Annotated in this window: 23 protein-coding genes; 10 read left to right on the forward strand and 13 right to left on the reverse strand. The window is 44.9% G+C overall.

Going from position 1 to position 25193, the window contains the following annotated elements:
- Positions 1-66: 66 nt before the first annotated feature.
- Positions 67-1305: a leucine-rich repeat-containing protein kinase family protein gene (locus tag VJL_RS19285; RefSeq protein ID WP_038880571.1), complete on the reverse strand. Its 1239-nt coding sequence runs from the start codon at positions 1303-1305 to the stop codon at positions 67-69.
- 264 nt (positions 1306-1569) lie between these two features.
- On the opposite strand from VJL_RS19285, the gene VJL_RS19290 reads away from it, so the two are divergent.
- The 3 genes from VJL_RS19290 (at position 1570) to VJL_RS19300 (ending at position 5670) form a co-directional block, all read left to right on the forward strand.
- Positions 1570-2466 carry a 1-aminocyclopropane-1-carboxylate deaminase/D-cysteine desulfhydrase gene (locus VJL_RS19290; protein ID WP_038871923.1) on the forward strand — a complete coding sequence of 299 codons (897 nt, stop codon included), beginning with the start codon at positions 1570-1572 and terminating at the stop codon, positions 2464-2466.
- Positions 2467-2796: 330 nt separating this feature from the next.
- Positions 2797-4131: a hypothetical protein gene (locus VJL_RS19295; protein WP_038880574.1), complete on the forward strand. Its 1335-nt coding sequence runs from the start codon at positions 2797-2799 to the stop codon at positions 4129-4131.
- Positions 4132-4227: 96 nt separating this feature from the next.
- Positions 4228-5670: a hypothetical protein gene (locus VJL_RS19300; RefSeq protein WP_038880576.1), complete on the forward strand. Its 1443-nt coding sequence runs from the start codon at positions 4228-4230 to the stop codon at positions 5668-5670.
- 128 nt (positions 5671-5798) lie between these two features.
- Here the strand turns inward: VJL_RS19300 and VJL_RS19305 are convergent, their stop codons facing one another.
- The 3 genes from VJL_RS19305 to VJL_RS19315 form a co-directional block, all read right to left on the reverse strand.
- Positions 5799-6275: a GNAT family N-acetyltransferase gene (locus VJL_RS19305; protein ID WP_038880675.1), complete on the reverse strand. Its 477-nt coding sequence runs from the start codon at positions 6273-6275 to the stop codon at positions 5799-5801.
- 21 nt (positions 6276-6296) lie between these two features.
- Positions 6297-6839: a hydrolase gene (locus VJL_RS19310; RefSeq protein WP_038880579.1), complete on the reverse strand. Its 543-nt coding sequence runs from the start codon at positions 6837-6839 to the stop codon at positions 6297-6299.
- A 117-nt stretch (positions 6840-6956) separates the two neighbouring features.
- A complete protein-coding gene (locus VJL_RS19315; protein WP_038880582.1) occupies positions 6957-7817 on the reverse strand; it encodes a LysR family transcriptional regulator in 861 nt (286 codons plus the stop codon).
- A 114-nt stretch (positions 7818-7931) separates the two neighbouring features.
- Here VJL_RS19315 and VJL_RS19320 point away from each other — a divergent pair, with 114 nt between their 5' ends.
- From VJL_RS19320 to VJL_RS19330, 3 genes are all read left to right on the forward strand, one after another.
- The gene (locus tag VJL_RS19320; protein ID WP_038871932.1) at positions 7932-8996 is read left to right on the forward strand and encodes an HlyD family secretion protein; all 1065 of its coding nucleotides are present in this window, start codon (positions 7932-7934) and stop codon (positions 8994-8996) included.
- A gap of 9 nt (positions 8997-9005) precedes the next feature.
- Complete coding sequence (locus tag VJL_RS19325; protein ID WP_038880584.1) at positions 9006-10025, forward strand: DUF2955 domain-containing protein; 1020 nt, start codon at positions 9006-9008, stop codon at positions 10023-10025.
- A 708-nt stretch (positions 10026-10733) separates the two neighbouring features.
- Positions 10734-11237 (forward strand): ankyrin repeat domain-containing protein, encoded by a 504-nt coding sequence (locus tag VJL_RS19330; protein WP_038880587.1) that lies wholly within the window; start codon positions 10734-10736, stop codon positions 11235-11237.
- Between the two features lie 94 nt (positions 11238-11331).
- Here the strand turns inward: VJL_RS19330 and VJL_RS19335 are convergent, their stop codons facing one another.
- Together VJL_RS19335 and VJL_RS19340 are read right to left on the reverse strand one after the other, a co-directional pair.
- The gene (locus VJL_RS19335) at positions 11332-12360 is read right to left on the reverse strand and encodes a methionine synthase (RefSeq protein ID WP_038880590.1); all 1029 of its coding nucleotides are present in this window, start codon (positions 12358-12360) and stop codon (positions 11332-11334) included.
- Between the two features lie 30 nt (positions 12361-12390).
- Positions 12391-13365: a DUF1852 domain-containing protein gene (locus tag VJL_RS19340; RefSeq protein ID WP_038880593.1), complete on the reverse strand. Its 975-nt coding sequence runs from the start codon at positions 13363-13365 to the stop codon at positions 12391-12393.
- A 762-nt stretch (positions 13366-14127) separates the two neighbouring features.
- On the opposite strand from VJL_RS19340, the gene VJL_RS19345 reads away from it, so the two are divergent.
- The 4 genes from VJL_RS19345 to VJL_RS19360 all read left to right on the forward strand — a co-directional run bounded on the left by VJL_RS19345 (position 14128) and on the right by VJL_RS19360 (position 17786).
- Positions 14128-15231, forward strand: a complete 1104-nt coding sequence (locus VJL_RS19345; protein WP_050568871.1) for a DUF262 domain-containing protein — start codon at positions 14128-14130, stop codon at positions 15229-15231.
- Complete coding sequence (locus VJL_RS19350; RefSeq protein ID WP_038880595.1) at positions 15224-16276, forward strand: AAA family ATPase; 1053 nt, start codon at positions 15224-15226, stop codon at positions 16274-16276. The genes VJL_RS19345 and VJL_RS19350 overlap by 8 nt, the downstream gene beginning before the upstream one ends.
- Position 16277: 1 nt before the next feature.
- Entirely contained in the window at positions 16278-17045 is a 768-nt protein-coding gene (locus VJL_RS19355; RefSeq protein WP_038880597.1) for a hypothetical protein, read from the forward strand.
- Positions 17046-17171: 126 nt separating this feature from the next.
- Positions 17172-17786, forward strand: coding sequence for a 3'-5' exonuclease (locus tag VJL_RS19360; protein ID WP_038880599.1), 615 nt, complete (start codon positions 17172-17174; stop codon positions 17784-17786).
- Positions 17787-17851: 65 nt separating this feature from the next.
- On the opposite strand, the gene VJL_RS19365 is transcribed toward VJL_RS19360, so the two are convergent.
- The 7 genes from VJL_RS19365 to VJL_RS19395 all read right to left on the reverse strand — a co-directional run bounded on the left by VJL_RS19365 (position 17852) and on the right by VJL_RS19395 (position 25150).
- The gene (locus tag VJL_RS19365; RefSeq protein ID WP_038880601.1) at positions 17852-18280 is read right to left on the reverse strand and encodes a CesT family type III secretion system chaperone; all 429 of its coding nucleotides are present in this window, start codon (positions 18278-18280) and stop codon (positions 17852-17854) included.
- Positions 18280-19263 carry a YopT-type cysteine protease domain-containing protein gene (locus VJL_RS19370; RefSeq protein WP_038880603.1) on the reverse strand — a complete coding sequence of 328 codons (984 nt, stop codon included), beginning with the start codon at positions 19261-19263 and terminating at the stop codon, positions 18280-18282. Before VJL_RS19370 ends, VJL_RS19365 begins: the two co-directional genes overlap by 1 nt.
- Before the next feature lie 259 nt (positions 19264-19522).
- Positions 19523-20215, reverse strand: coding sequence for an ABC transporter ATP-binding protein (locus VJL_RS19375; RefSeq protein WP_038880606.1), 693 nt, complete (start codon positions 20213-20215; stop codon positions 19523-19525).
- 22 nt (positions 20216-20237) lie between these two features.
- Complete coding sequence (locus VJL_RS19380; protein ID WP_038880608.1) at positions 20238-21521, reverse strand: ABC transporter permease; 1284 nt, start codon at positions 21519-21521, stop codon at positions 20238-20240.
- A 2-nt stretch (positions 21522-21523) separates the two neighbouring features.
- Positions 21524-22753: an ABC transporter permease gene (locus VJL_RS19385; RefSeq protein WP_038880611.1), complete on the reverse strand. Its 1230-nt coding sequence runs from the start codon at positions 22751-22753 to the stop codon at positions 21524-21526.
- Positions 22750-24021: a TolC family protein gene (locus VJL_RS19390; protein WP_038880613.1), complete on the reverse strand. Its 1272-nt coding sequence runs from the start codon at positions 24019-24021 to the stop codon at positions 22750-22752. Before VJL_RS19390 ends, VJL_RS19385 begins: the two co-directional genes overlap by 4 nt.
- A complete protein-coding gene (locus tag VJL_RS19395) occupies positions 24014-25150 on the reverse strand; it encodes an efflux RND transporter periplasmic adaptor subunit (RefSeq protein ID WP_038870601.1) in 1137 nt (378 codons plus the stop codon). The genes VJL_RS19390 and VJL_RS19395 overlap by 8 nt, the downstream gene beginning before the upstream one ends.
- Between the last annotated feature and the right edge of the window lie 43 nt (positions 25151-25193).

The raw sequence follows: 25193 nt of genomic DNA on the forward strand, positions 1-25193 counted from the left end.
GTATTAAAACGAGCAATTCGATACCTCTTTCTATCGTCTGTCGACCTTTCGCGGTTAAATAAAGTCTTATGCCGCAAGCGCAGCGAGTCGATTGAATGCCTGTGACGCCAATTCCGACACTTCACACACAGAAAACACATCTTCGATAAAGCACTTCAACGCTCTAGATTCAATGGCTCTGATTGCGGCTTGCTGCTCGTCTGATAAGTAACCGTAAATGCTCGCCGCACCAAAGTCGCCGAAGATCATCTCACCTTGCTCATTCACCAAAGTATTGTGCGCATACAAATCGCCATGGCACACCTTGTTGTCGTGCAGGTGATTAAATACGTCCACCATCTGCTCCACAATAGAATTGACTTGCTCGACTGTCAGTGTAAACCCTTGTGGGAATGTATCTCGGGTGCAGGTTTCCAACGTTGGCGGCAAACCCAAGTTGTAGTAACTGTTTGGGATCAGCTCCATCACCAACGCCAGTTCATCGCCATCATCAACTTGTGCGATGGATTTCACCAAGTTGTTGTGATGCCCTGCTTGCAAGCATGCTTCAAGTTCATCATGTGGGTAACCATCACTGGTCACTTCGCCCTTAAACACTTTTACCGCCACTTCATTCGGGAAGTCGTATTGAACGTCAGTCCAGTTAGCATGAGAAATCACGCCACTCGCACCTTGCCCGAGAACATGGTTAAGTGAGTAACTGTTTGTGGTCACTCTCGGCACACTATTTAGCGACGATGGGTGTTTGCAGAATGGGTTACCTGCAAAAGCAAACCACGCCAACTTAGGCAGCTTCATCAACACATCAGGGAACTGCTCTAGCTGGTTCGCAGAAAGACGAATCAATTCCAAATTAACCAAGTTTTCCATGCTATTTGGCAGTTGCTTGATGCGATTGCCCGCCAGTGCAAGCTTTCTTAGGCGCGGTCTTTCACCCAGACTGTTGGGGAGAACTTCAATCTCGTTATCGGTCAGAATAAGCCAACGTAACTGAGTTGGTAGTGAGGCTTCACTCACCACTTTGATCTTGTTGGTTTTAAAGCCAACCATTTCTAGGTTTGGCAACTTGCCTATGACTTCTGGTAAGTGCGTAAACTGGTTGTTGGAAGCAAAGATGATTTTTAGCTTGGTCAACTGTTCCAGTTCTGGTGGCAAATCTGACAGTGCGTTACCAGATAAATCTAACACTTCAAGCGTTTCTGCAAGCTCTAAAATTTCCATAGGAAACTCAGTTAGCCCTTCCGCCAACTTCAGTTGTTTCGTTCCTACTAATTGTCCTGTTTTTAATTGTTCTAGAGTTTGCAAAACCAAGCCTTCTGATTGAGTTGAAATAAGCGGCGTAGTTTACGTGTCTTAACCTTGAAAGGCGAGGAACGTTAAGAATGTCACAAAGAAAAAACACTCAAAAAAGGACATTAACTGAAACAGGGCGTGAAGAAAGGTTGCCACTTTAACAAGAAGTCGAATCCGGCTACCGCTCAAACACAGACTTTTGATCTGGATTTAATGGCGTTACACTACGCGCCCTTTTGAACGGCAGGTCGCGTGGTTGGACACGTCAGCAGTAGCATGAAACTCTCTGAAAGCCCGATAACTCAACATAACTTTTACGGTCACACCTTTTTTCTTAAACGTGATGACATGCTTCATTCTCACTTTTCGGGCAACAAAGCACGTAAATTTATGGCGCTGATGGAAGCGCAAAATAGCCAAATCAAAACACTCATCAGTTACGGTTCAGCTCAATCCAACGCGATGTATTCCCTTGCCGCTCTGGCGCAAATCAAAGGCTGGAACTTCGAGTTCTACGTTCAACATATTCCGTCTTGGCTTAAAGACTCCCCTATCGGCAACTATCGAGGCGCGCTCGATTTAGGTATGAATATCACGGCGATGCAGGACATCGAGTCCACTTTGCATCCAACCGAGTATATCGAGCAAGTACGTGGGTTGGACGACACAACCTTGGTTGTCCCAGAAGGCGGAAAAGCGACGATTGCCGAAGCCGGGGTAAAACAACTGGCGCGTGAACTGCTTGATTGGACACGCCTTGAAGGCAAAAAACAGTTTGCCGTAGCGTTGCCATCGGGAACCGGAACCACCGCGTTGTACCTGAGTAAACACCTAAAGCCACATGGAATCGAAGTCCTTACCTGTGCTTGCGTAGGGGATGCCGACTACCTGACTGAGCAATTCAATACACTGGAAACTGAAAACCACCCAACCATACTTTCGGTGCGCAATAAACACCATTTTGGCCGTTTATACCAAAGCGACTACGAAACCTGGAATGCCTTGTACGACCATACCAACCTCGAGTTTGACCTGCTTTATGATCCTTACATGTGGCAATGTTTGCAGCCTTGGTTAGCAGAAAACGAGGATAAAACGCTCATCTACATCCATCAAGGCGGGTTGCTTGGCAATGAGTCCATGCTGCCGAGATACCAAAGAGAGTTTGAATAAGCTTGTTAGTACTTCTAATAAGCCACAGCGCTAGTGAGTGATTAACAGTTATTGGTTATTAAGTTTTCGTCAATAATAACCAATAATTAGCGCTTCACGCTTTGCTAAAATAAACCTTAAATATATCTACCCTCCCTTCGCATTAATAATATTTATTGCATCACCTCCTCGCTTTAAAAAACATTATTATCATTAAATACCTTACCCTGCGTGACTTTCGTTCTGACTATAGATTTAGTAAGTAAGCAAAAGGAATTGGTTGTTTTGTCTATAGTGCGTTCTTTTATTTGCCGCTAAGCTATCACCAATTAAATTCAAGAGGCGATATTAATGAAGCGTCCAACATCAACACGTGTGAGGGGAGCTGGCTACGCGCCACTTATCGATTCAGTAACGTCTTCGTCAAGTAACCGCTCACGCACAAACTACTCATCAACGTCAAAGAACGCGACTCAAGCAAGCTACGGTGCGGTTGTTAGCAACAGTCAATCTCAAGCCGAGGCTGGATTCGAATGTCGAATAAAAATTCATGCTCCCAAAGATGACTTAAATACCCTGCAGTCTGGTGTTTTTTCTTTAGCGAAAACACAAAATGAACCGTTGATAAAACGCTGGAGCAAATTGGAGCAAAATCAACCATCACTCTGCACGGTGTTATCTGCCGAGTGTTTCGAAGCCGAAGACAAAACCCTTTTACATGAACTTTTTCAAGACATCGGCCTGAATCAAAAATTTAAAATCACCCCCAAGCCAGTTGGTAGTGAATATATTAATGCTGAGTTCTTACCATTTATTCCAGCGGTAGAAACCAAGGGGTTATTAGGATGGGCAGCGCAAGGTTATTACTATTATTTCCATGACGGGAAGCTAATGTATGAAATGGCGATCCTAGGGAATGATAAATTCTCTTGGCAAGTGACGGCTTCTACGGCCAACGGCATGACAGATGAGCTCATTAGCCCAAAAACGTTTAACATGATACTCGCCCCTGTCGCTATTGAAGGTAAGAAGGCAGCGGCGCAACATATTTTCTATCGTCGCGAAAAACTTACCAATGACGCGCTTGCAGAAATCAACCAAACTTGGCTCGATCAACACGCCACTTTAATCGATATTGCTGCACTTAAAGCTGTGGGGAAGCAGCCTTTGCTGCCACGAACCAAAACAACCACTGAATCGGACATTAAACCCGTCCACATAAAAAATCATAAGGTGAGAACAAAAGACGACGGAAAACAAGAATGGTGGACAGACATTGCTCCTCTCTACGGTTTGTCAGCAAAAGCGCTGCTCAAACTCAATCCGACGTTTGAAAGTGATCCTATTTCATTAAAAGTTGGCGATGTGCTAACGGTCAACATTACGCAGCCGCCTCAAGCAACGGGCAATTCTGACCAAAGTTGCCCACAGAACGACTTCATCGTCGGGCATGCCTATCCGATTGGGGATATTTGGGGAAAATATTCAAAGCGAGATGTATGGGGCGAGTATTGCGGTGCAAACCAACCATCAACCGTCATCAATATCTTTAACCATCCCAACTTGTCACAGAATACACCTGTGTTGAATGTACAGAAGGTGGAAAATCGGTTGTTACGTGTGGCCGTTTCTTTTATTGAAGACGACATACAACTGACGCATATAACCAGTGTATCAAAGGCTTAACGGCCGCCAGCTGCGCTCGAACAAAGCGCCTAACCAAATGCCAATACGATAAGAATCAGCCTATCGTCGCCTGAATTTAAAAAAGTGAACACGTTTATGTACGGTGAAAATAACCAACCGGCTTCTTCCTCAAGCCAAACAAAAAAAAGAAAGAATGACGCGTCTCACCATTCACAAGAAGGCGCTCCGGCGAAACGATTACGAGACGTTCAAAACTTAGCGAAGTGGAACGAGTTCCAACTCAACTGGCAAAACCACGTTGAAGAAAATGACTTGGCAATCCAAGACAGACCGCCAGAAGCGCTAATTCGTTTTAACTACCGTTATGTCGTTAATGACAACACCGGCGCATTGAAGTACGAGCCAGTCACCGTCGATCAGGTTTTAAATAACTATGATGAGCTAGAGCGCGTTTATTATCGCCGACAAATCAATGACCCAAGCCCAATGCAAACTCGGCAACAAAGCCGCGATTCTGCTTCGGAAAGCATGTCTCAATTTGATATTAAGATCCCACCTCAATCCAACTCAGGTACCGCGTTAATGGTACCTTCTGTCGGAATGCCGGAAGAGTTTAAATCCAAAGAAAAGCTGCAAGAACTGTATTGGTACACTGAGGGGATGAGTCGCCCCGTCTATCTGCTCGTCCACCAAAGTGAGCTGAACTTATATCAAGAACAAATGGGGACACTACTTCAAGCCGCTGGCGTAGGTTTGGTTGGGTGGTCATTCGAGTCCGGTACCGTTGGTTTCGGTGCAACAAGAAAAGCTGTCGTGGATTTTTGCAAACTCAACCACCTTAAAAAAATCACCATGATGGACTGCAACGTACTCATGTCTGAAATGGATCTTATCTCAGCCGCAGAAGAGGCGACATCAGAAGTCAAAGATGATACCACGCTGTATATTGCACTTGGCGTCACAAGTGGTGACACCTACGAGAAAGGCGCAAAAGCACCAAACAGCTTGCTCAATGAAGGGGCAGTAAAAGGCCGACCAATCGAACAGTTCACTATGCTCAACCGCAATGTGTTGTTTGACCCTGCATTTATCTCTTCTTCAGAAGATATTGATGTCTCCAACGAAATGAAGTTCTTCAACAGCATTGATCAGCAAAAATCCATTGCGTTAAAAGATCTGAAGCTGCACCAAAAGCTCGATGACGAACTCGAAAGTCAGTATCCAAGAATCAACAAGCTGCGATTAAAGGCAACATCCAACGTTTACAATGACAAGTTTAAAGCGCATCTGACTCAAATATCTGAGAACGAAAAAAACCTCGTCATTCAAGTGAAAACTGGTACAAAACCAAACGTACAAAAGCATAACGTGACGGTTCAGGCGTTCAGTGAATACATCGCCTCAACGTTAGGAAAGGATTCTCTGCGTATTCAGTCTCTCGTTATTGAAAAGATGTTGGTGAAGTACAAAGACATGAGCATGGGGTCTGGCTATCAGTTTGAGCCGGAAGGATTGGATGAGACGAATGCCGCACTCTATCCATATGAAGAGTCGAGTCATACACATGACGAAGCGTAAGCCATAATAAGACGTGTTTCCCTTGGCAGGCCGATAGCGCCAGGGGAGATGGATACAAACTCATACTGCTCGCGTTGTAGTGTTTGTTTCTTCCTGAATTTGTCGATAGTAAGGGGGTTATATTCGTGCTAAAAACGCTTTTCCATGAATAACAAATCCCAGATCTCGCCATCAAAAGAACGCTCTCCTGATTCACGCGACGTCACTTCAAACCCAAGAGATTCATAACAATTCTTCGCGACAGTATTACGCTCAAAGACCGCCAACGACAAGACTTGAGCATGATACTGAGTTTGAGACAGTTCGATGAGTTGCGTGAGCATGACTTTCGAAAGACCTTTCCCTCGAAAATCATTGGAAACAAAAACACGACAAATTCGAAATTGGGATTGAGACTCTTTAAACAGCTCAACATAACCAGCCTGCTTCCCGTCACAAACGAGCATAAACGGCAAGACTTCAGGTTTCGCGCAATGGAGGCTAATCTGTTGGTGATCTAGAGGGAAATTGAAATTTGGCCCACCCCATTGATAGTTCAGTTGCTCTGAATCAATCCAACGGATGAGTGCCTCGTAATCTTCCTTTTCAAATGCTCTCAGTTCCATCTTCGTCTCTGCCATTGTTTATTATTTGATGAGCCCTAAGATCTCTTTAAACTCTGGTGCTCGGCAATCTTCTACCATTTCATACAAACACATTTCTACGCCTGTTAGGCCAACGCCATTCGCAGTCAGTTTTGCGAGCGCGAGCGCTTTGTTGGCTGGCGTTCGAGAAGAAACGCAATCCGTCACCAGTTCCACTTTGTAACCCATTTGACGCAGCGACACCGCGGTTTGATACACACAAATGTGCGCTTCGATACCACAAACCAACCAAGTATCGACTTTGGCGTTTTCTACCGCGAGTTTGAATGTCGGTTCTTTGCAACCATCAAAGGTATGCTTTGCAATCGCCAAGTGCTCTTTCGCTAACACTTCACGAATCGGTTCTACCGTCGGGCCTAATCGGTCTGGGTTTTGCTCAAGCCAAACAATAGGAAGCTTGAGAGCCTTTGCGCCCTTGACTAACTTAGTCGTACTTTCAATCAGCGCTTCGCTTTCGTGCATTAGCGTTGCCAGTTTACCCTGCACGTCGACAACAATTAGACCCGTGGTATTCTTCGATAACATTCTCATCTCCTATGAGCGACAAGAGCATCACTCTGCTCAAGCATTTGAATATAAAGAATGTACCAGAAGCCCAGCATAATCAGATGAGCAAATTCGCAAAATTATTGTCCGCTCACGCTATTTGAATCGTTCCCGAAACAGTTCGATTAACACTTTGACCTTGTTGGGTAAAAACAAATTAGATGGGTAAATCAACGTCAGATGTTGTTTAGGGTGCGTGAACTCTGGCAATACTTCGACTAACTGGCCGTCTTCTAAAGCTGGCTTAGAGTGCACTTGCGGGATAAAGGCGATGCCATTACCTGTAATCGCCATTAACCGCAGCAAGTTCAAATCGTCCGACCTAACCGCCACATGCAATTCTGGATCTAACAATCCGGCATTGTATCGGTTAGTCAGCAAACGATGATGCTTTAAATCGTCCATGCTTTTTAGAGGAGGATGGGCATCTAAATAAGCTTGGGAAGCGACAAAGTGACTGCGGTAAGGCAATAAGCTGAACTGAACATAGCTGTCGTCCGAGACTTTCGCTACGCTCGGTAAAAGCTGAAGATCAAACGCTTGTCGCTTAAGATCGACACTCTCTTGGTGGTTCTCAATCTCTACCGACATCTCAGGGTAACGGGTCGTATATTCGTTAATGATCGAATTAAACGCCGCCGAGCTCATCAATGCAGAAGGAATCGCAACACGCACTTTACCCGTCAACTCTTGTTGGTATTCATGCATCACATTCAAACCTTGTTGAATATGCTCTATGGGTTGCCCCACCAGCTCAAACAGACGCTTGCCGTGCTCGGTCAACTCAATGGTTCGCGTGGTTCGAATCAGCAATTGGCAGCCCAACGCTTTCTCTAATTCTTGCAAACGTCGGCTCACTTTAGAGCGTTGTAACTGGTTCGCCTCTGCCGCCGCACTGATACCACCGTGCACGACGGTTTGGCTAAACAGGTGAAGATCATCAAAACTAACGTTCATTGTCCTACTTTTAGGTCATTCATGCGCTTATTGTCATTCTACTGAATTGTGACCAAGTTCTCTATAATCGCCTGTCTAATTTGCTTGCGAGCACCATAAATTCAGGTATCTATTATGACGGCAGATCATAAATTCAAACACTGGATGCGAACACTTATTGTCCTGTTCATTGTACTATTTTTCTACATCATCATTGCGGATCGACACGCGCCAATTACGACCGAAGGGCGAGTCCAAGGTTACGTGGTGCAAGTTGCACCAGAAGTTTCAGGTAAAGTGACCGATGTGCTGATTGCCAACAACCAGTCTGTACACAAAGGCGATGTGCTGTTCACTATTGATGCTCGTAAATACAAAATCGCTTTAGAACAAGCGCAGCTTTCACTGCAATCCGCTTACGAAAAAGAAGCAACACTGTATTCGCAGCGGGAAGCTGCACTGGCAAACATTGCTCGTGCTCAAGCGACTTACAACAACGCGCACAGTGAGTATTCACGTTTACAAAAGTTGTCGAAGCAAAAAGTCATTTCTCAATCCAACTTAGACAGTGCCTACGCACAAAACCAAGTGTCACGAGCTGCGCTCAAAGCCGAGCAACAAAACTTGAAAGTGATTGAAGCACAACTTGGGGACAAAAAAGGCCAAAGCACCGCAGTACGCATTGCTCAAAATGGCATTGAGAAAGCTCAACTCGATCTAACTAATACCGCAGTCCTTGCTCCGAGTGACGGCGTAGTAACTAACCTGCAATTGGAAGTCGGCACCATGGCAAACACCAACATGCCATTGCTTACCTTTGTACCAACCGGATCAATGTGGGTTGCTGCTGATTTTCGTGAGAAATCGGTAGCGGGCGTCGACAACAGTTACCACGCCATGGTTGCGTTTGATGCTAACCCAGGTTCGGTTTATGACTTCGACCTATCTAGCCGAGATTACGGCGTTGCCGCTGCACAGCAAACCCCAAATGGCGCACTGACCAAAGTCGAAGTGAACAACCGTTGGGTACGTGATGCACAGCGCACTCGCGTGAACCTGACCAGCGAAGAAGCACTGCCTTCCTCTCTGTTCGTTGGTTCTCGTGCCACCATCGTGCTTTACCCAGACAACAGTCCGTTTTGGGCGTTGATGGCACAAGTTCAAATCTACCTTGCTAGCTGGTTCCACTTTATCTACTAGGCGGCTGCGATGAAAACCTTACGCATTTGGTTCGGCTGCTCAATGGGTTTGGCGTTGAGCATGGTCTTTGGTTGGTCTTACGGCTTCTTTGCCGTGATGCTGCCACTGTTTGTGCTCGGCCGTATGGACCACTTCAGTCTGCCATTGGTATTGATGGTACTGTTCTCGGCGGTTTGGACCACGGTTCAAGCCACCTTTATTCTCGAATACTTACAGTTCCATCCCACTCTGATGTTCGCGGCGGTGGGCATTATGATGCTGTTTAAATGCATCGCAATGATGAACCCAAAAACCTATCTGTTTGGCTACATGGGGTTATTGGTTGGCTCGATCGTGCTGAACTTCGCGAGTTACGATTTCATGGATATCGAGGAGTTCAACGTCAACCTTTGGGTGATTTCGTTCAGCAATATCTTTGTCTGTGCCCTCGCCTATTGGCTATTCCCAGAGCCAGAATCGAAGATCTTACAAACAGAAATGACTACGCCAGTAAAAAGCGACATAGACTACATCAGCCAAGTAGCAATGGGCTGGGTGGTAGCAATGGCGGCGTTTTTGGTGTTCCAAATAGGTGATTTGTACGACTCACTTTCGGCGCAGGCGTCGATCCTCATCATCCTAACGCCAATGACATTGGCAGGCTCAATGGCCATGGCGAAAATCCGCATCATCGGTACAGCGCTGGGTTGTATCGCGGGTATGGCGGTGCAGTTAATCTTGGGCAGTTGGTTTGGTCATGGACTGCTGTTCTGGCTGGCGTTTACCATCGCTATGGGGCCATTCTGTTTGTGGTTAACGAAAGGACAAGTCAAAGCCGCCATTGCATTCTCGGCGATGTCTGCCCTCTCCGTTCCACTGACCACGTCATTGGTGCCTGAGCAGAAAGACGCGTTCTTCTCTATCTTGTACCGATTCAGTTCGATATTCGTAGCGGTAATGCTGACCGCAATGGTGATGTGGGTGGTACACCACTGGATTCGCGTGATGTTGTTGAAGCATCCAGAGATGAAGAATGTGGAATTGAATTGACGGGAAACGAAGTATGCCGCTCACTTTACTGGGAGCGGCATTTTTATTTAGAACCGGTCACCCTGAACGACGAGTAACGAAGTGATTTAGGATCTACCCAAAGAGTGCTATTAAGTCCTGAGGTTATCGCCATTTTCCAAGCGAGTTGTTGGCAGATTCCTAGTCTCGTCTAGACTCGCTGGAATGACCCAACTTTGGATACAGACCAAATATAAAAATATCGCGAGCAACGTATCTACCAACGTCCGTCACCCTGAACGACGAGGAACGAGTGATTTAGGATCTACCCAAAGAGTGCTATTAAGTCCTGAGGTTATCGCCATTTCCCAGCGAGTTGTGAGCAGATTCCTAGTCTCGTCTAGACTCGCTGGAATGACCCAACTTTGGATACAGACCAATATAAGAACATCGCAAGCAACGTATCTCCCAACGTCTGTCATCCTGAACAACGAGGGACGAGGTGATTCAGGATCTACCCGCAAAGTGCTGTGAAGGTCTGCAAACTACTGTACTTTTCAATGCGTGCTTTTGCGCCTTACGATGTGTGATGAGATTACAACCCCTGTGAAACGATAACTCTATTAATTTCAACATTTTTACAAGCTCTTCGCATGATGACAGAAGCGTCCTTCTCCCTTATTTACTTGTCGCCTCAATCCGACTAAAAATCCATCCATTCACCACAAAACTCAAACTCTGGGCGTAACTATGCTAAAAAAGTTAACTGCAATTTTGGTTGTCGTCGCTGCCACGATTACTCTCTTCGCGAGCTCAGTTGATGATGAAAGACTTGTGCTCTGTGCTTTAGGTAGCAATATTGTCCTCTTCAATGACAGCGCCTGCTTAACCTATATCGAGACCTTCAACCTGAGTGAAAGCTATATTGATTCAATCAACTCTGAGCTTGGCATTATGACGATATTGAACTCAGATCATGAGAATAATTTCAAAGTCGCCAATGTGCTGTTACAACAAGGGGCAGATATCAACAGCATCAACACCCTAGACGGACTTTCTCTTCCACCTTTACACAGTGCCGTTTTATCTGACGATTATGAGTCGTTTCTATACCTCATTGATCATGGAGCAAGCGTTGAAACTCTGAGCTCGCAAACTAGCGAAAGCTTGTATGACTTCACGGACAGGCTGATTAAGCAAAATCCGACACCAGCGAGAGCCAACATGTTGGAATTTCTTAAAAGAATGATTTAGAAAAGCTTGTCATTAATACAGAAAAACCAAGAGCCGAGCTCTTGGTTTTGTTTATCTAGGGGTTGATAACTGAGTATCGAGTATTGCCAAAGACTCAACCCGCCAACTCTTTACGAATGATCTCTGCGCCTGCGCTGAGTGCATTGAGCTTCGCAGTTGAAACTTCACGAGAGAGAGGCGCCATGCCGCAGTTAGTGCATGGGTAAAGTTTGTCGGCATCGACGTATTTCAGCGCTTCGCGAAGAGTTTCTGCGACTTCTTCTGGTGTTTCAATCTCGTTGGTTGCCACATCAATTGCGCCAACCATCACCTTCTTGCCTCGGATAAGTTCTAATAGTTCGATAGGTACGCGTGAGTTATGGCACTCAAGCGAGATAATATCGATATTGGATTTTTGTAACTTCGGGAATACCTCTTCGTATTGTCGCCACTCAGTGCCCAGCGTCTTCTTCCAATCCGTATTGGCTTTAATACCGTAGCCATAGCAGATATGCACTGCGGTTTCGCATTTTAGCCCTTCAATGGCGCGCTCTAAACAAGCAATGCCCCACTCGTTCACATCATCAAAGAACACGTTAAATGCGGGCTCATCAAATTGGATAATGTCGACGCCTGCCGCTTCAAGCTCTTTGGCTTCTTGGTTAAGGATCTTTGCGAATTCCCAAGCCAGTTTTTCACGGCTACCGTAGTGATCATCATACAATGTGTCGATCATCGTCATTGGCCCCGGTAGCGCCCATTTTATCGGTTGTTTGGTTTGCTGACGCAAGAACTTCGCATCTTCGACAAACACAGGTTTGGTTCGGCTAACTGGGCCCACTACCGTCGGTACACTCGCGTCATAGCGATTACGAATGGTCACGGTTTTGCGGTTCTCAAAGTCCACGCCACTGAGGTGTTCGATAAACGTAGTCACAAAGTGTTGGCGTGTTTGTTCACCGTCACTGACAATATCGACCCCTGCCAGTTCTTGCTCTTGTAAAGAGACTCGCAGCGCATCGCGTTTACCATCAATTAGCTCGTCGCCTTGCAGTTTCCAAGGTGACCAAAGCGTCTCTGGTTGAGCCAGCCAAGAAGGCTTAGGTAAGCTGCCCGCCGTTGAAGTCGGTAATAGTGTTTTCATCGTCATTCCCTTCTAGATTCTCGTTTTCGATTACGCGTAATTTGCAGACCATTGCTCAAGGATGGCTTGATAAGGTTTGATGAAGTGCTCCTCAGCAAACTTCCCTTGCTCTTTTGCAAGCTGGCTGCGCTCTTCGCGGTCATAAACGATTTGGGTTAACGAGTGATCGAGATTCTTCAAGTTCGGTTGGTAACATTGACCTGCTACCGCGTTCGCGTTGTAAATCTCCGGGCGATAAATCTTTTGGAACGTCTCCATAGTACTGATGGTGCTGATCAACTCTAGATTCGAGTAGTCATTCAACAAGTCACCGAAGAAGTAAAACGCTAACGGAGCGACACTGTTTGGCGGCATAAAGTAGCGCACCTGTAAGCCCATCTTTTTGAAGTACTGCTCGGTCAATGACGATTCGTTTGGCTGGTATTCAAAACCCAACACCGGATGCTGGTTGTCAGTACGGCGGTAAACCTTGTTGTCCGACACACTCAAACAGATCACTGGCGGCTTTTGGAAATGTTGTTGGTACGATTCCGACTTCACGAACGCTTTAAACAGCTTGCCGTGCAACTCACCAAAATCAGCAGGGATGCTAAATTGAGGCTGGTCTTTGTTGTGGTCTAATAGCAGAACGCTAAAGTCGTAATCGCGCACATAAGAAGAGAAGTTGTTACCGACAATGCCTTCGATACGTTCGTTGGTTTTGCGGTCAACAATGTTGGTTTTAAGCACTTCGATAGAAGGGAACACTTCACCACTGCCTTGAATATCCATATCCACAGAGATGATTTCCAACTCGACACTGTAACGATCGCCATTTGGGTTATCCCAATGTGCCAAAGCATTAAAACGATTGTCGATCATGCGCAGTGCATTGCGAAGGTTATTTTGGCGACTATCACCACGAGCTAGGTTGGCAAAGTTGGTCGTGATGCGCGTGCTGTCTGATGGTTGGTAGTTCTCATCAAAACGGATGCTCTTAATAGCAAAGTTGAAATCGTTATTCATGGTGAGTTGGTATCCTATTTCCTTAGATAAACGCTGACTGATTCCTAACTCTGTTCTTGGGGATAGTTGTGTTTTTTGATTTTCCCAATCGTCAGTGTGTACAGCGTTTACTTCGAAAATTCAGTTCAAAAACAGCTGTCACAGTGCCTAACACCAGAGCAGTCTGTTTTTTATACTTGCTTCGTTACTTGAATAACATTGGTAATACTTCACGTTGAACATGAAGGAATTTCATGATTTGTCTTTTTGGTGTGCATTTATCGCGTTGAAAAAACTGCTTCAATCGCAATTCCAGAAGTATGGCGAAGCGATCAATATTACTTTAGCGGCGACGCTACTTTACTGTGCAGTGCAGTTGTTTGTTTGTTTGTTTGTTTGTTTGTTTGTTTGAGGTTGTAGCTAGATATTTCACTTATGTCGAAGAAAGATCAATAACCCCACCATCCTTTTCTATGCCACATCGAGAACATATCCACTAACCAGCAAATCCCTTAAACGTAACAATGATGAATAATCGCCCTCTCCACTAGAATGCGATCATTATTAAAGCAAGCATCTAAAGATAACATTAAGAACAATATCTATAACAGGTTATTTACAACTAACTCTGTGATATTTAGCTGTGCTAGAGCAAACGGCGAAAAGGCTGAGCGCTCAAAATAAGAAAGACAAAACCGGAGCTGACGAAGTGAATGAAGTGTGAGATAATTATCACGTTTTTATGTTTGAATCTATAGGTCTGGAATGTCAAAAAGTGAGTTTATGCCAAACAACATGAATTCTGATAGGTACGAAATTACTGATGCTATCGAAAATTATGATTCTTCCTATACACTGTCTCCTGATACTACGATACGTATTGCTAGGGAGCAGTACAGTATTTTTGAGATTACTAGACATATCAATAAGCAAAGAATTGACCTCGCTCCAGACTTTCAACGCTTTCATGCGTGGAATAATGTACAACGTTCAGAGTTGATAGAATCGATACTTTTGGGAATCCCTATCCCTATGCTTTATTTATTTGAGAATGGTTTTGGGCAAAGACAAGTGGTTGATGGAAAGCAACGCTTATCTACACTAAACGATTTTTTAGCTAATCAGTTTGCTTTAAGCAATCTAAAGATGCTATCTCAATTTAATAACTTCTACTTTCACAATCTCCCTCCTATACTACAAGCAAAGATCGAGGATTGTCAGATTCAAACATATATTATTCAACCACCAACACCGGAGGTTGTTAAGTTTCAAATTTTTGAAAGAATAAACAGATCTGGGACTCAATTAAATCCACAAGAAATGCGTCATGCATTGCATCAAGGCAACTCAACCGAGTTGCTAATTGACATTACAAATGATTACTCATTTTTGTTTCTCGGCATAAGAAATACACAAGAAAATAGAATGCATGCTGAGTATATGGCATTAAGACATTTAACATTTTGTTTGTGTGCTGATGGTTATATTTTAATTCCAAACGATATTAAAAATTTAAATGAACTTCATTCATTTGCAATGAAATATATAAATAATCACGATGAAAGTTTTGCAACACTGCTTTTAAATAAAGCACTCATTTCTTTTAGGGAAATATATAAAACATTACATGAAAATGCATTCACACATCCAGATAATCAGAAAAAGATAATCATATCAATTTTTGAAATTCTTTCTTATGTGTTAACAAATGGTGAAGTAATAAATAAAACAAAGAAACAGAGAGAAATTGTGAATGCAATTTTAAATAAGTATAAAAAAATAATTGTAGCTCATGACAACGTTTATAGTGAATACAAAACCATTAATGCATTGTGGCAAAGAGTTAGTTTAGCAAAAATAATAATAGAGGAAATAAAAAATGCTTAACAGCGTTGATATTAAAGGTTTTAAAAGCCTTCACAATGAGTCAATAAAAATTAGTCCTTATACAATAATTACTGGCTTAAACTCGTCAGGTAAGTCTACTGTTATACAAGCAATCCTGCTAGCAGTTAAATACTCGAAAGAACAAAATATATACAAAATGGAGCCGTTCACTCAGTATTTAGATGAATTCTCTGCCATTAGGAATAAAAACATTAACGCTAAAGCAGTAGAAATATCTCTGTCGGGAAAAGAAGGAACATGTAACGTTATAGTTACTAGTGAAGGTCTTTCCCACGAAGGAGACGTAAACTTAGGCGTAGACTTAACAAGTAAACAAGAAAAACCTGAATTATTTTACCTAAACGCAAACAGACAAGGGCCAGAAGAGTTAGCTCTAGTTAGCTCATCAGTCAAGGTTGGCACTTCTGGACAGTATTTATTTGGTCATTTCAATAATATTAAAGATAACCCGATGCCAGAAGATCTGTGTTATTATAAAGAATCAAAAACGATCGGCTATCAAGTAAGTAAGTGGTTAAGTTTTATCACCGAGACTAATATTGAGTTAAGGACCGAGGTACAATCATCCTCTCAAGTTAAAGTACTTTTCAACGACTCAAAACTGGGGCAAGTATCACCTTTAAACTTGGGGGCCGGAATGAGTTATGTTGCCAAGGTAGTAATATTAGGTTTAATGGCAAAAAAAGGGGATGTGATAATAATTGAAAACCCAGAAATTCATCTACACCCGAAGGCGCAATCTTTACTCAGTGTCTTTTTCTCTTTTATATCAAATAATGGTATTCAAGTTATTATCGAAACACACTGTGAGCATTTAATAAACAAGGCTCGCCATCTAGTATATACAAATAATATTGATAGTGGGAGTTTGGCAATTCATTACAAATCAGATATAAACTCTCCCTTTATTAGCCTAAATTTAGATAAAAATGGGCATTATATCGATTCTGAAGAAAAGAAGACTACGTTTCCTAAGGGCTTCTTCGATGGTACTCTTGATGAACTTATAGAGATAGGGGGCTAAGATGGGTAAGGTGGCTCTTGATGACGCTCTGTTCGTAGAATACTTCCGTTTTAAAAACGGTAAGAGTAGTGATCATTCTCTTGTAGGAAATTTACTTTCCAATTTAAAAATGCCGTTTGTTCAATCGCCTTGCCAAGCATTTAGATGCCATCAAGGATTAACTCAACAGGATAAGGATGGATTTGAAGTTATTTCTGCGCCTTTGCTGAGAGCTTTTTTAAGTAGTGGGTACCCTAGTATTACTATAGAAGAACTCGCAAAAAAATCTCAATATCACTTAGTTTTAACAGCTGATGCCACAAAAACAAAATATCCCTACTTGAACATTAATAATAAAAACATTGAGCTTAATTACTCCAAAACATGTTTAAAGGGGGAGTCAAGAGATGAAATGGTAGAGCACTTAACGTCATTGTGTGCTGATGCGATTAAAGTGACCATCTGTGACAATTATTTCTTTGCGACCCCATGGAGTAGCTCTTTACCAACAACAGAAAAGCTATTTGATCACATACTACCAAAAAAAAACCTTACTATTCAGTTTGTTAGCAACAGCAAGTCTGTTAAAGCTCATGAAACTTTAATCAAAACCAAACACTCAGGTTGGAGTGTTTCAAAATATAACGGTACGTGTTATTCACCACAAAATCATGATCGATATCTAATAATCGATAAACCTGAAAAGTCAGTTGAAGTAATGTTATCTAGTGGTTTTATTTACTTATGGAAAACAGAAAAAGAAATAACCTGTGTTTTTAGAGAAAAGTGATTTTTCCTTGAGCGCTTCGTATAGAGGCGCTTATTCCTAGTTTTAGATCTTCTGAATACAGCCTCCTTCCCTTTTCCCACACTTTCAACGATACTCTTGCGCCTTATTGTTCAGTTGGAAAACTTCATGCCTCAAGCTAACTCCGTTGTCGTACTCGACTTTGAAACCACAGGTCTGTCTCCGAATATGGGTGATCGCGCGATTGAAATCGGTGCGGTTAAGATCGTTGATGGTGAGGTGGTCGATAGTTTTCAGCAACTTATGAATCCTGGCTTTCGTGTGAGCTCATTTATTGAGGGCTACACAGGCATTACCAATAACATGCTGCGTACCGCACCAAGCTGCGATGAAGTGATGGCATCGTTCAGTGAGTTTATTGCGGGTGAGAATCTTATCGCGCACAACGCGTCGTTCGATAAACGCTTTCTGGATGCGGAACTGGAGCGAATCGACTGCGGTTACTCTGGTGAGTTCGCGTGTTCTTTATTGGTGGCAAGACGCCTTATTCAAGATGCGCCGTCACACAAGTTAGGTGAGTTGGTTCGTTACAAGAACATTGAAAACGACGGTGTATTCCACCGCGCGTTAGCCGATGCACAGGTAACAGCAAAACTGTGGTTGCTGATGGTGGAAGAGCTTGAGCAATCGGGCATTGCCACGCCAAGCTTTAAGTTTATGCAGACGGTAAGTAAAACAGCGAAAGGAAAAGTGGATCAGCTACTGGCTAAAAGCCGCGCTTAAACCACAAACAAGTAACGCCCAATCATGCGGGCGTTACTTAGCCCTGTAAATTTAGATTCTAGGGGTTACACCGAGATCATATGAGGTCGGATATTGGTTGGCTCTGCGCTTGCTGGCGTTGGCTCTACTCCAGAAATCGCCGCCTGCTTTTCAATAAGATCTTGAATAAAGCACTCTGTCCACGCCTCTAACGCTGCCACATTTAGCATCGCCATCGGTTGTTGCGACCATAGAACAGCGCTGTTTTCTTGATGCGACACTATGTGTGCAGGCCAGTATTCACCAAAGATATTGCTCTTCGCCAGCTGTTCCGATATCGGGTTTGCCTCACCAAGTTCTGCATACAGTACCATCCACTCTTCATTCTGATGCGTGAAATGAAGTTGATACTTTTGGTCAATCAACAGGCTGTAGATACCATCTTGCGCGGTTGGGTTCTCTAGGCCGTTCTTTTCGAAAAAGTGTTTAACTATGTGATCGAATGTGGTTGTCATTAGTGGTTAGCCTCCAAGTTGACGATGGTGAATTCTCCCGATAAGCCGAATTTCGGTAAGTCGTAGCCTGATTTGTGCCAGAAGTCCTGAACAAACCAGCTGGTGAAATCTTCCTTACTTGAGAAAGAAAACTCACCGAAGTTCGGGTCAAAGAAGGTTACTTTTTCCCCATCAACCGCGGCGGCAACGGCGTGCGCATTACTTGGACCTTCGAGGCCAATCTTCTTCAATAGTGATGTTTTAGGGCCGTTATCAACGATTTTCGCCGCAAGTTCTGCTGCACCATTTCGGCCACGACTTGTTTGCCCATGCACACGTGATAAAGCACCAAGCTCTCGGTAAGGCGATTCAATGTTGTTGCTTCTTAGCCAACCTTCTGTGATCGCTTCTTGGTCATAACCCACCATGCCATCGGTTTGCAGTTGCGCGACAGACTGCATTGTCTCTTTGTTCAGCTTACCTTTGTCGCTTGCCGTTCCTGATTGAAATAGCTGTTCGCCAAGGTTAGAGCCTTCTGCTCGTGCCTTCATCCAGTGAGCGCTCAGTGCCTCACAACATCCGCCTGAGGTGTTGGTGTCTTTTAGAATGGCGTTTTTGATGCTGCCCGTTACCTGAGAGACTTGCATGCTTACTTCGCCGTTGTGTTTCGTTGCCGAGTTACGCAATGAAGCGGTTTTAGTGCTGACCAGCGCGTGCAAAATACGATCGCCCAGCGTTTGTACCGCTGTTTTGAAGTTTTGTAACTTTGAGCGAGACTCTGCGCTTTGTTCTGGTGTGGCGCTTTGCAGAGAAAACGAACTGATTGGTGCTGGGTTTGCAGTAGCACCGCTACTCATCTGTTGCAGCATCAAGTTGCGAATGGCATCTGACGTCATTTGCGTGCTTGCACTCAAGCCACCAAGTTGGCCTTGGTTTTGGGGTTGGCTGACTGGTGCAGAGATGATTGGTCCACTGATAGGAGAGATATTAGTAATACCTTGCATAACTACCTGCTTTCTTTGTTTGTTTTTGTATGCAGCAAGGTTAACCAAAGCAATGAAGGTGGGCTGTTAGCCATGGTCGTTGTTTTGTTGATTTGATCAGAGAGCTTGTTTGAAGAGATTTGGGACGGGTGTATTTTTGAGGCAAAGAAATCGTTGTAGTGGTTCTGTTTGAGTAGAGGGCAATGATGATTTTCGCAACCATCATTGCCCTCTAAGCGTTATTTCCCTATGTATTGAGTTTCAGCAAACATTGAGACGGTTACTGCGGTACTCTATCCGAAATCACCTTGCCGTCTTTGATAGTGATGATGCGCTTGGTGCGCTCTGCAAGGGCGTTATCGTGCGTCACAATGATCAAGGTTCTGCCTTCAGCGTGGAGTTGATTGAACAAGGCTTCAATCTCTGCGCCAGATTTCGAATCCAACGCACCAGTAGGCTCATCGGCTAGGATGATTTGCGGATCGTTGACCAAGGCTCTTGCAATCGCGACCCTCTGTTTTTGACCGCCAGAAAGCTGGTTTGGTTTGTGGTCGAGACGATCCCCTAGCCCGACTTGCTCTAGCAATTTAGCGGCACGCTGGCGACGTTCTTTGGCTTTAATGCCAGAGTAAACTAACGGCAGTGCCACGTTATCCAACGCTGTCGCGTATTCCAGCAAGTTAAAGCTTTGGAAGACAAAACCTATCTTTTGGTTACGAATACCGGCTAGCTCGTTCGGGCTTAAACTTGCGACGTTTTGACCACCCAATTGGTATTGGCCATCGGTTGGTTTATCTAAACAGCCAAGCATGTTCATCAAAGTCGATTTACCCGAACCAGAAGGGCCAAGAATGGAAAGAAACTCCCCTTGGTTTATGGTTAAGTCGACGCCATCTAGCGCGCGCACTTCGGCCTCTCCGCTTGCGTAGTATTTGCAAATGTTCGTCAGCTCAACCAATGGGGCGTTTGACATTTTCTCTCCAGAATTCTTTTTATTATTCACTTTGCAGCGCCTCCAGCGGGCTCACTTTTGCTGCTCGGTTAGCGGGTAACCAAGCAGATGCGACGCCAATAAACACCAAGGTGGTAATTACAATTGCAACGACTATCCAAGAGAGCTCAGGGACGGGTCTGCCAAGGCGTTCATAAAACATGTTGCCTTCTAAATTGATCGCACTAATTGCGCTAACAAGCGCGTAAGTCACTCCTAATCCCAATGCGCCACCTAACATCATGGTCATCAGCGATTGCACCAAATAGTGCAGACGAATGGCGGTTGGTGTAGCACCGACTGCCATTCGCACGCCGATGTCTCGGGTTGAACGCTTCACGGTTGCGTACATCACATTCGCAATCCCGACGCCCGCCACGGCAAGCGTGACAAAGCCAATGATGCCAAGAAAACTTTGTAGCCCAACTAAGAACTGTTGCATGCTTTTCTGTTTAAGGAACATGTCTTCCACTTGGACGACTTGCTCGTCACTCACACTGGCACCATGTTTACGAGCAATCACCTGACGAATGGTCTCTGCGAGTTTTTCACGATCTGCATTAGCATTCGGCTCTACGTTGATACCACCAATATCGCCATTAGTGTGAAAGCGTTGCCACGTGGCTAACGGCACAAAACTGGCGTAGTTAATTTGATCACCCTGTTCGATTTCAGCACTGTTTTTCTTCAACACGCCAATCACAGTAAACTCTTCACTGCCAATCTTGACCTTTTTACCCACAGGATCGGCTTGTAACGTCACAGGAGCAAACCAGCTGAAGTCTTCATTAGGATTAAACAGATCCGCGGCGAGTGAATAACCCAAGACAACCACCTTACGCATCTGCTTTTGGTCGAGCGGATTGAGCCAACGACCGCCATCCATTGGGATCAGATTGGTCATGGACGCAAAATCCGTCGTGACCGCTAAGGGTTCTTGCCATGAACCTCTATAGTCCACGGTGATACGCTCATCCCATACTGCGGTTGGCGCAACGCTTTTCACCTCTGGTAGGGCTTTAACGACATCGGTATCGTCGGCTTTTAAGGTTAGAAACTTACCTTGGTGGAACACACCATAATCGACAGTCGCCATGCCTCCGGTTAAGTAAATCAGATTACCGTTGCCATTTTGCGCGGTTCTCAATACGCCCTGACGAATGCCCTCGCCCACGGCAAGCATTGCAGCGATACACAAGGTCGCCCATGCCACAGCAAGAATGGTTAAACCCAAACGCAGCTTTTCTGCTGCCATTTCCTGAAAGATTTGTCTCATCGGTAGCAACATGATTACGCCCTCGCACTTAATGCAATTACGGGGGTGAGACGCGATGCTCGCCTCGCCGGAAAGTAAGACGCCAGCAATGCCAGAACCAACGTAACTAACAGTGACCAAGCGATAGAGTCTGGCGTGATAACCGGAAAACCTAACCACTCCGGTAAGGTAATGGAGCCAAGCAATGCGACCACTAAATAAGCAACCATTAAGCCGAGAGCTGTACCGACCGCCACCAAAATGAGTCCTTCAAGGATGAACTGGTTGAGTATGGATTTTTGCGTTGCACCAATCGCCAAGCGCACGCCGATTTCTCGCGTTCGTTCTGTCACAGAGAGGAACATAATATTCGCGACACCAAGAGCGCCAACGGCCATGGTCATCGCACCGCTTGCCCCAAGGAAGATTTGAATGCCACGAAAAATACCCGTGATCACCGCTGCGCCCTCGCTGAAGTCTGGCAAGTTAATCGCTTCTTTGTCGGTTGGGTCGAAGTGCAATTGCTTGGCATAAAAGTTAACAATGGCTTGTCGGAATGCGTTGCCATCCATACCGTCGACAGGCTTGAGTAGCAGCATCCACGGTTTGGCATCCCACAAATCAAGGTAGGTAGTTTGAGGGATGAAGACTTTACGGCTATCACCAAATGAAATGCCCGCATCTTCGTCTTTCATAATGCCGATCACCAAAAATGGCACGCCGTTAACTTTGGCCATTTGACCGATACTGATTTCACCCATTTTGGCAATTTGGTCGCCCAAAATCGCTACGCGAGTGTGATTGGCAATATCACTAGGCGACAGATTACGCGAACCTGACTCCAACTTGCGTTGAATCAATGAGAAATAGTACGGGTCTATGCCGCTAACAAAACTCGTGAGTTTTTGGCCTTTTTCATTGGTGATGTTTGCATCCCACTTGGCATACACACTGGATGCAGATTTCACAAAGCCAGATTGTTTGATCATATCGACTTTATCCTGCGGGATCTGAATCTGACGTCGTAAAGGTAATCCGTGCCAAGGTTTGCTGGTGCTCGATGGAAACGCGACTTGCACATTATTGACCATAAACGACAACTGCTGAGTTTGATGGCGATAAAAGCCCTCTCCCAGCGCAATCAAAACCACCACAGATATTACGCCCCACGCAATGGCAATGATGGCGAGCATACTTTTCATGCGGTGTGCCATCAGCGTTTGCCATGTTTGCTGCAATAAGGTTTGCTGCAATAAACTGGTCATGAATTAAACGCTCGAGAGATCAGTGCCATGGTGTCGTCATCTAACTTGCCTGCAGTTTGCAACAAGCCGATACGCTGACGCCAATAGTTGTACAAGTTGGTTTGTAGGCTGTTTTTCGCCTCAAACAAGCTGTTGTGTGCACTAATCACTTCTGATACTTCGAGCAAACCCGCATCATAAAGCTTCTCTTTGCTGCGCAGCACTTTCTCACGAGATGTAACCAATTCGTCCGCCATCAAAACTTGGTTCCAGTTGATGTCGACTTGAGTGAACTGCTGGATCACGCGCTTTTGAATATCGATTTCCACTCGACGTAGATCTTGCTTTGCACTTAGGGTATTGAGTGACGCCTCATCGACTCTGGCTCGTGTTGCGCCGTTCAAATCAATGGGCACACTGAGTGTAATGCCTGCATTGAACTCGCCGTCTTTACGTCGGTCATCATCGTTGTAGCCAACGTTCCCTTTTAACGTCGGGTAATACCCACCTTGTGCAGAATCTTTTGCAAACTCACTGGCTTTCACGTTTTGCGCGGCCACTAAAAGTTCTGGACTGCTGTCCTTCGCGAGCTTTAACCATTGCTCTTGAGAGTCCACCAGCAAGGGCGGTTGAACAAGGGAATCAGTACGAATTTGATCGACGTTTTGCGGGATTTGATTGATCAACGCAGCCAGTTCGGCTCGCTTCACTTCTAAGTCAGAACGCGCATTCAAGATACCGGCTCTGTCCGCAACTTGTGTTGCTCGAATCTCTTCGACATCCACCGATTTCACTTTACCCGCGAGGTAACGTTTCTCGATGATCTTCAGCAGTTTGTTGCCTTCTTCCAACTTGGATTGCGCCAACTGCAAATCACCTTGTGCACTCGCGACATCCAAATACGATGAAAGCAATCTTTGTGCTAATTCATTATGTGATTGAGCCAGTTCAAGCTGAGCTTTGATGTAGTTGGCATTCGCTTGGTCTAGATCCGACCACAAGCTGCTGTCCCAAATGGTTTGAGAAAGCGATGCCCCATAACTATTAGTATTGTCGGCAGATTCGCTCCAATTCGCTGATGCTGTCGCACTCAAACCGGGTAAGAGTGAACTACGGCTTGCATCGATACCCACTTCACCAAGTTGAACACCAATTTTGGCTTTCTCGTAATTTGGATCACTTTGCTTTGCCTGTTGCCACGCTTGTTCAATCGAAATTGCATAGCTTGGTAAGCTGAGTGTTGCCGCTAAGATCGCAACACCAATTTTAGATAAGTGCAGCTTAGCCATGTGCGGCTCCCATCATCATGCTGTTATCGATGATCTCTTCATCTAGCTCAACACCATCTAACACTTCTACATTGATGCCGTCCGACAAGCCTAGCTTCACTTCCTGTTTGTGGAAACCTTGCTCTGAACTATCAGGGATCAATACGTTTGGCGTGTCGCCATCAAATTGCAGCGCTCGTTCTGGCAAGGTCAATACGTTCTCAGATTTCTTCAGTGTGATTTGCGCAGTTGATGAAAAGCCCGAACGCAGCAATACTTCTTTCGGGATCTTCAGCTCACCCACTTCGACCTCAAATCCGTTATCGAAGCTTTTTGCAGAGGCATTGCCTTCAGGCGAATTTAGGTTTTCTGATTGAATCGCCACTTTGGTTAGCACACCAGAGATTTCCACATCAGGATACGGCGCCACGGTTAGTAGAACTGGCATACCCGGAGAAAGCTGCGCGGCATCATGCTCGCTCACGCTGCCTTTGAAGATCAGACTGTTCATGTCCGCCAGAGACATCATTTCTGTCGCGGCTTGGCTAGATTCAGTTGATATGATTGGCTCACCGACTTCGACTTTACGGTTTAATACTGTGCCATCAATTGGTGCATAAATGGTTGAGGTTAAACGAGCGTCACCAATAGAAGCTTCACCGCTGCGAATTAATTCGAGGTTCTGGCGTTTTTGCAGTACGTTCGCTTGAGCCGATTTCACGGTTGAACGCGCACTAACGTATTCATCGTAATTCTTTGGAATGATGTCTTGCTTCACCAAGCTTTCTAGGTTGGCGAGCTTTTGTTTGGCTGATTCGAGGTCCGCTTCACTGCGCATTAAGTCTGTTGAAGCATCAGTAAGCGCTTGAGGCGTCGGGTTCGGACGAACCTTAATCAATGGTTGGCCTTGCTTGACCTTTTCACCGACCTGAACGTACATCTCGCCCACTATGCCATCGATTTGTGACTTAATAGATACTGAGTGTGCAGGGACAATATTGCCGACTGCCACCGCTTGTTTCTCGATGGTTCCCTTTTCCACTGCCAACGTCGGAAACGCCTCTGGTTGAGCCGAAGATTGCAGATAGAAATACGCGCCGCCGCCAAGTAATGCAACGCTCACAGCAGCGACAAGCCAAGTTTTTGCCATTATTGATTCCAATTATTGTTTTGTAGTCTTGTGACCATCTGAT

Origin of the sequence: Vibrio jasicida CAIM 1864 = LMG 25398 (genome assembly GCF_000400365.1) — a bacterium.
GTDB classification, from domain to species: Bacteria; Pseudomonadota; Gammaproteobacteria; order Enterobacterales; family Vibrionaceae; genus Vibrio; species Vibrio jasicida.

Bases quoted from the DNA above. Each gene is read 5' to 3' on its own strand.
- VJL_RS19290 (WP_038871923.1), top strand. From the start codon at position 1,570: ATGAAACTCTCTGAAAGCCCGATAACTCAACATAACTTTTACGGTCAC.
- VJL_RS19295 (WP_038880574.1), top strand. From the start codon at position 2,797: ATGAAGCGTCCAACATCAACACGTGTGAGGGGAGCTGGCTACGCGCCA.
- VJL_RS19300 (WP_038880576.1), top strand. From the start codon at position 4,228: ATGTACGGTGAAAATAACCAACCGGCTTCTTCCTCAAGCCAAACAAAA.
- VJL_RS19305 (WP_038880675.1), bottom strand. From the start codon at position 6,275: ATGGAACTGAGAGCATTTGAAAAGGAAGATTACGAGGCACTCATCCGT.
- VJL_RS19310 (WP_038880579.1), bottom strand. From the start codon at position 6,839: ATGTTATCGAAGAATACCACGGGTCTAATTGTTGTCGACGTGCAGGGT.
- VJL_RS19315 (WP_038880582.1), bottom strand. From the start codon at position 7,817: ATGAACGTTAGTTTTGATGATCTTCACCTGTTTAGCCAAACCGTCGTG.
- VJL_RS19320 (WP_038871932.1), top strand. From the start codon at position 7,932: ATGACGGCAGATCATAAATTCAAACACTGGATGCGAACACTTATTGTC.
- VJL_RS19325 (WP_038880584.1), top strand. From the start codon at position 9,006: ATGAAAACCTTACGCATTTGGTTCGGCTGCTCAATGGGTTTGGCGTTG.
- VJL_RS19330 (WP_038880587.1), top strand. From the start codon at position 10,734: ATGCTAAAAAAGTTAACTGCAATTTTGGTTGTCGTCGCTGCCACGATT.
- VJL_RS19335 (WP_038880590.1), bottom strand. From the start codon at position 12,360: ATGAAAACACTATTACCGACTTCAACGGCGGGCAGCTTACCTAAGCCT.
- VJL_RS19340 (WP_038880593.1), bottom strand. From the start codon at position 13,365: ATGAATAACGATTTCAACTTTGCTATTAAGAGCATCCGTTTTGATGAG.
- VJL_RS19345 (WP_050568871.1), top strand. From the start codon at position 14,128: ATGCCAAACAACATGAATTCTGATAGGTACGAAATTACTGATGCTATC.
- VJL_RS19350 (WP_038880595.1), top strand. From the start codon at position 15,224: ATGCTTAACAGCGTTGATATTAAAGGTTTTAAAAGCCTTCACAATGAG.
- VJL_RS19355 (WP_038880597.1), top strand. From the start codon at position 16,278: ATGGGTAAGGTGGCTCTTGATGACGCTCTGTTCGTAGAATACTTCCGT.
- VJL_RS19360 (WP_038880599.1), top strand. From the start codon at position 17,172: ATGCCTCAAGCTAACTCCGTTGTCGTACTCGACTTTGAAACCACAGGT.
- VJL_RS19365 (WP_038880601.1), bottom strand. From the start codon at position 18,280: ATGACAACCACATTCGATCACATAGTTAAACACTTTTTCGAAAAGAAC.
- VJL_RS19370 (WP_038880603.1), bottom strand. From the start codon at position 19,263: ATGCAAGGTATTACTAATATCTCTCCTATCAGTGGACCAATCATCTCT.
- VJL_RS19375 (WP_038880606.1), bottom strand. From the start codon at position 20,215: ATGTCAAACGCCCCATTGGTTGAGCTGACGAACATTTGCAAATACTAC.
- VJL_RS19380 (WP_038880608.1), bottom strand. From the start codon at position 21,521: ATGTTGCTACCGATGAGACAAATCTTTCAGGAAATGGCAGCAGAAAAG.
- VJL_RS19385 (WP_038880611.1), bottom strand. From the start codon at position 22,753: ATGACCAGTTTATTGCAGCAAACCTTATTGCAGCAAACATGGCAAACG.
- VJL_RS19390 (WP_038880613.1), bottom strand. From the start codon at position 24,021: ATGGCTAAGCTGCACTTATCTAAAATTGGTGTTGCGATCTTAGCGGCA.
- VJL_RS19395 (WP_038870601.1), bottom strand. From the start codon at position 25,150: ATGGCAAAAACTTGGCTTGTCGCTGCTGTGAGCGTTGCATTACTTGGC.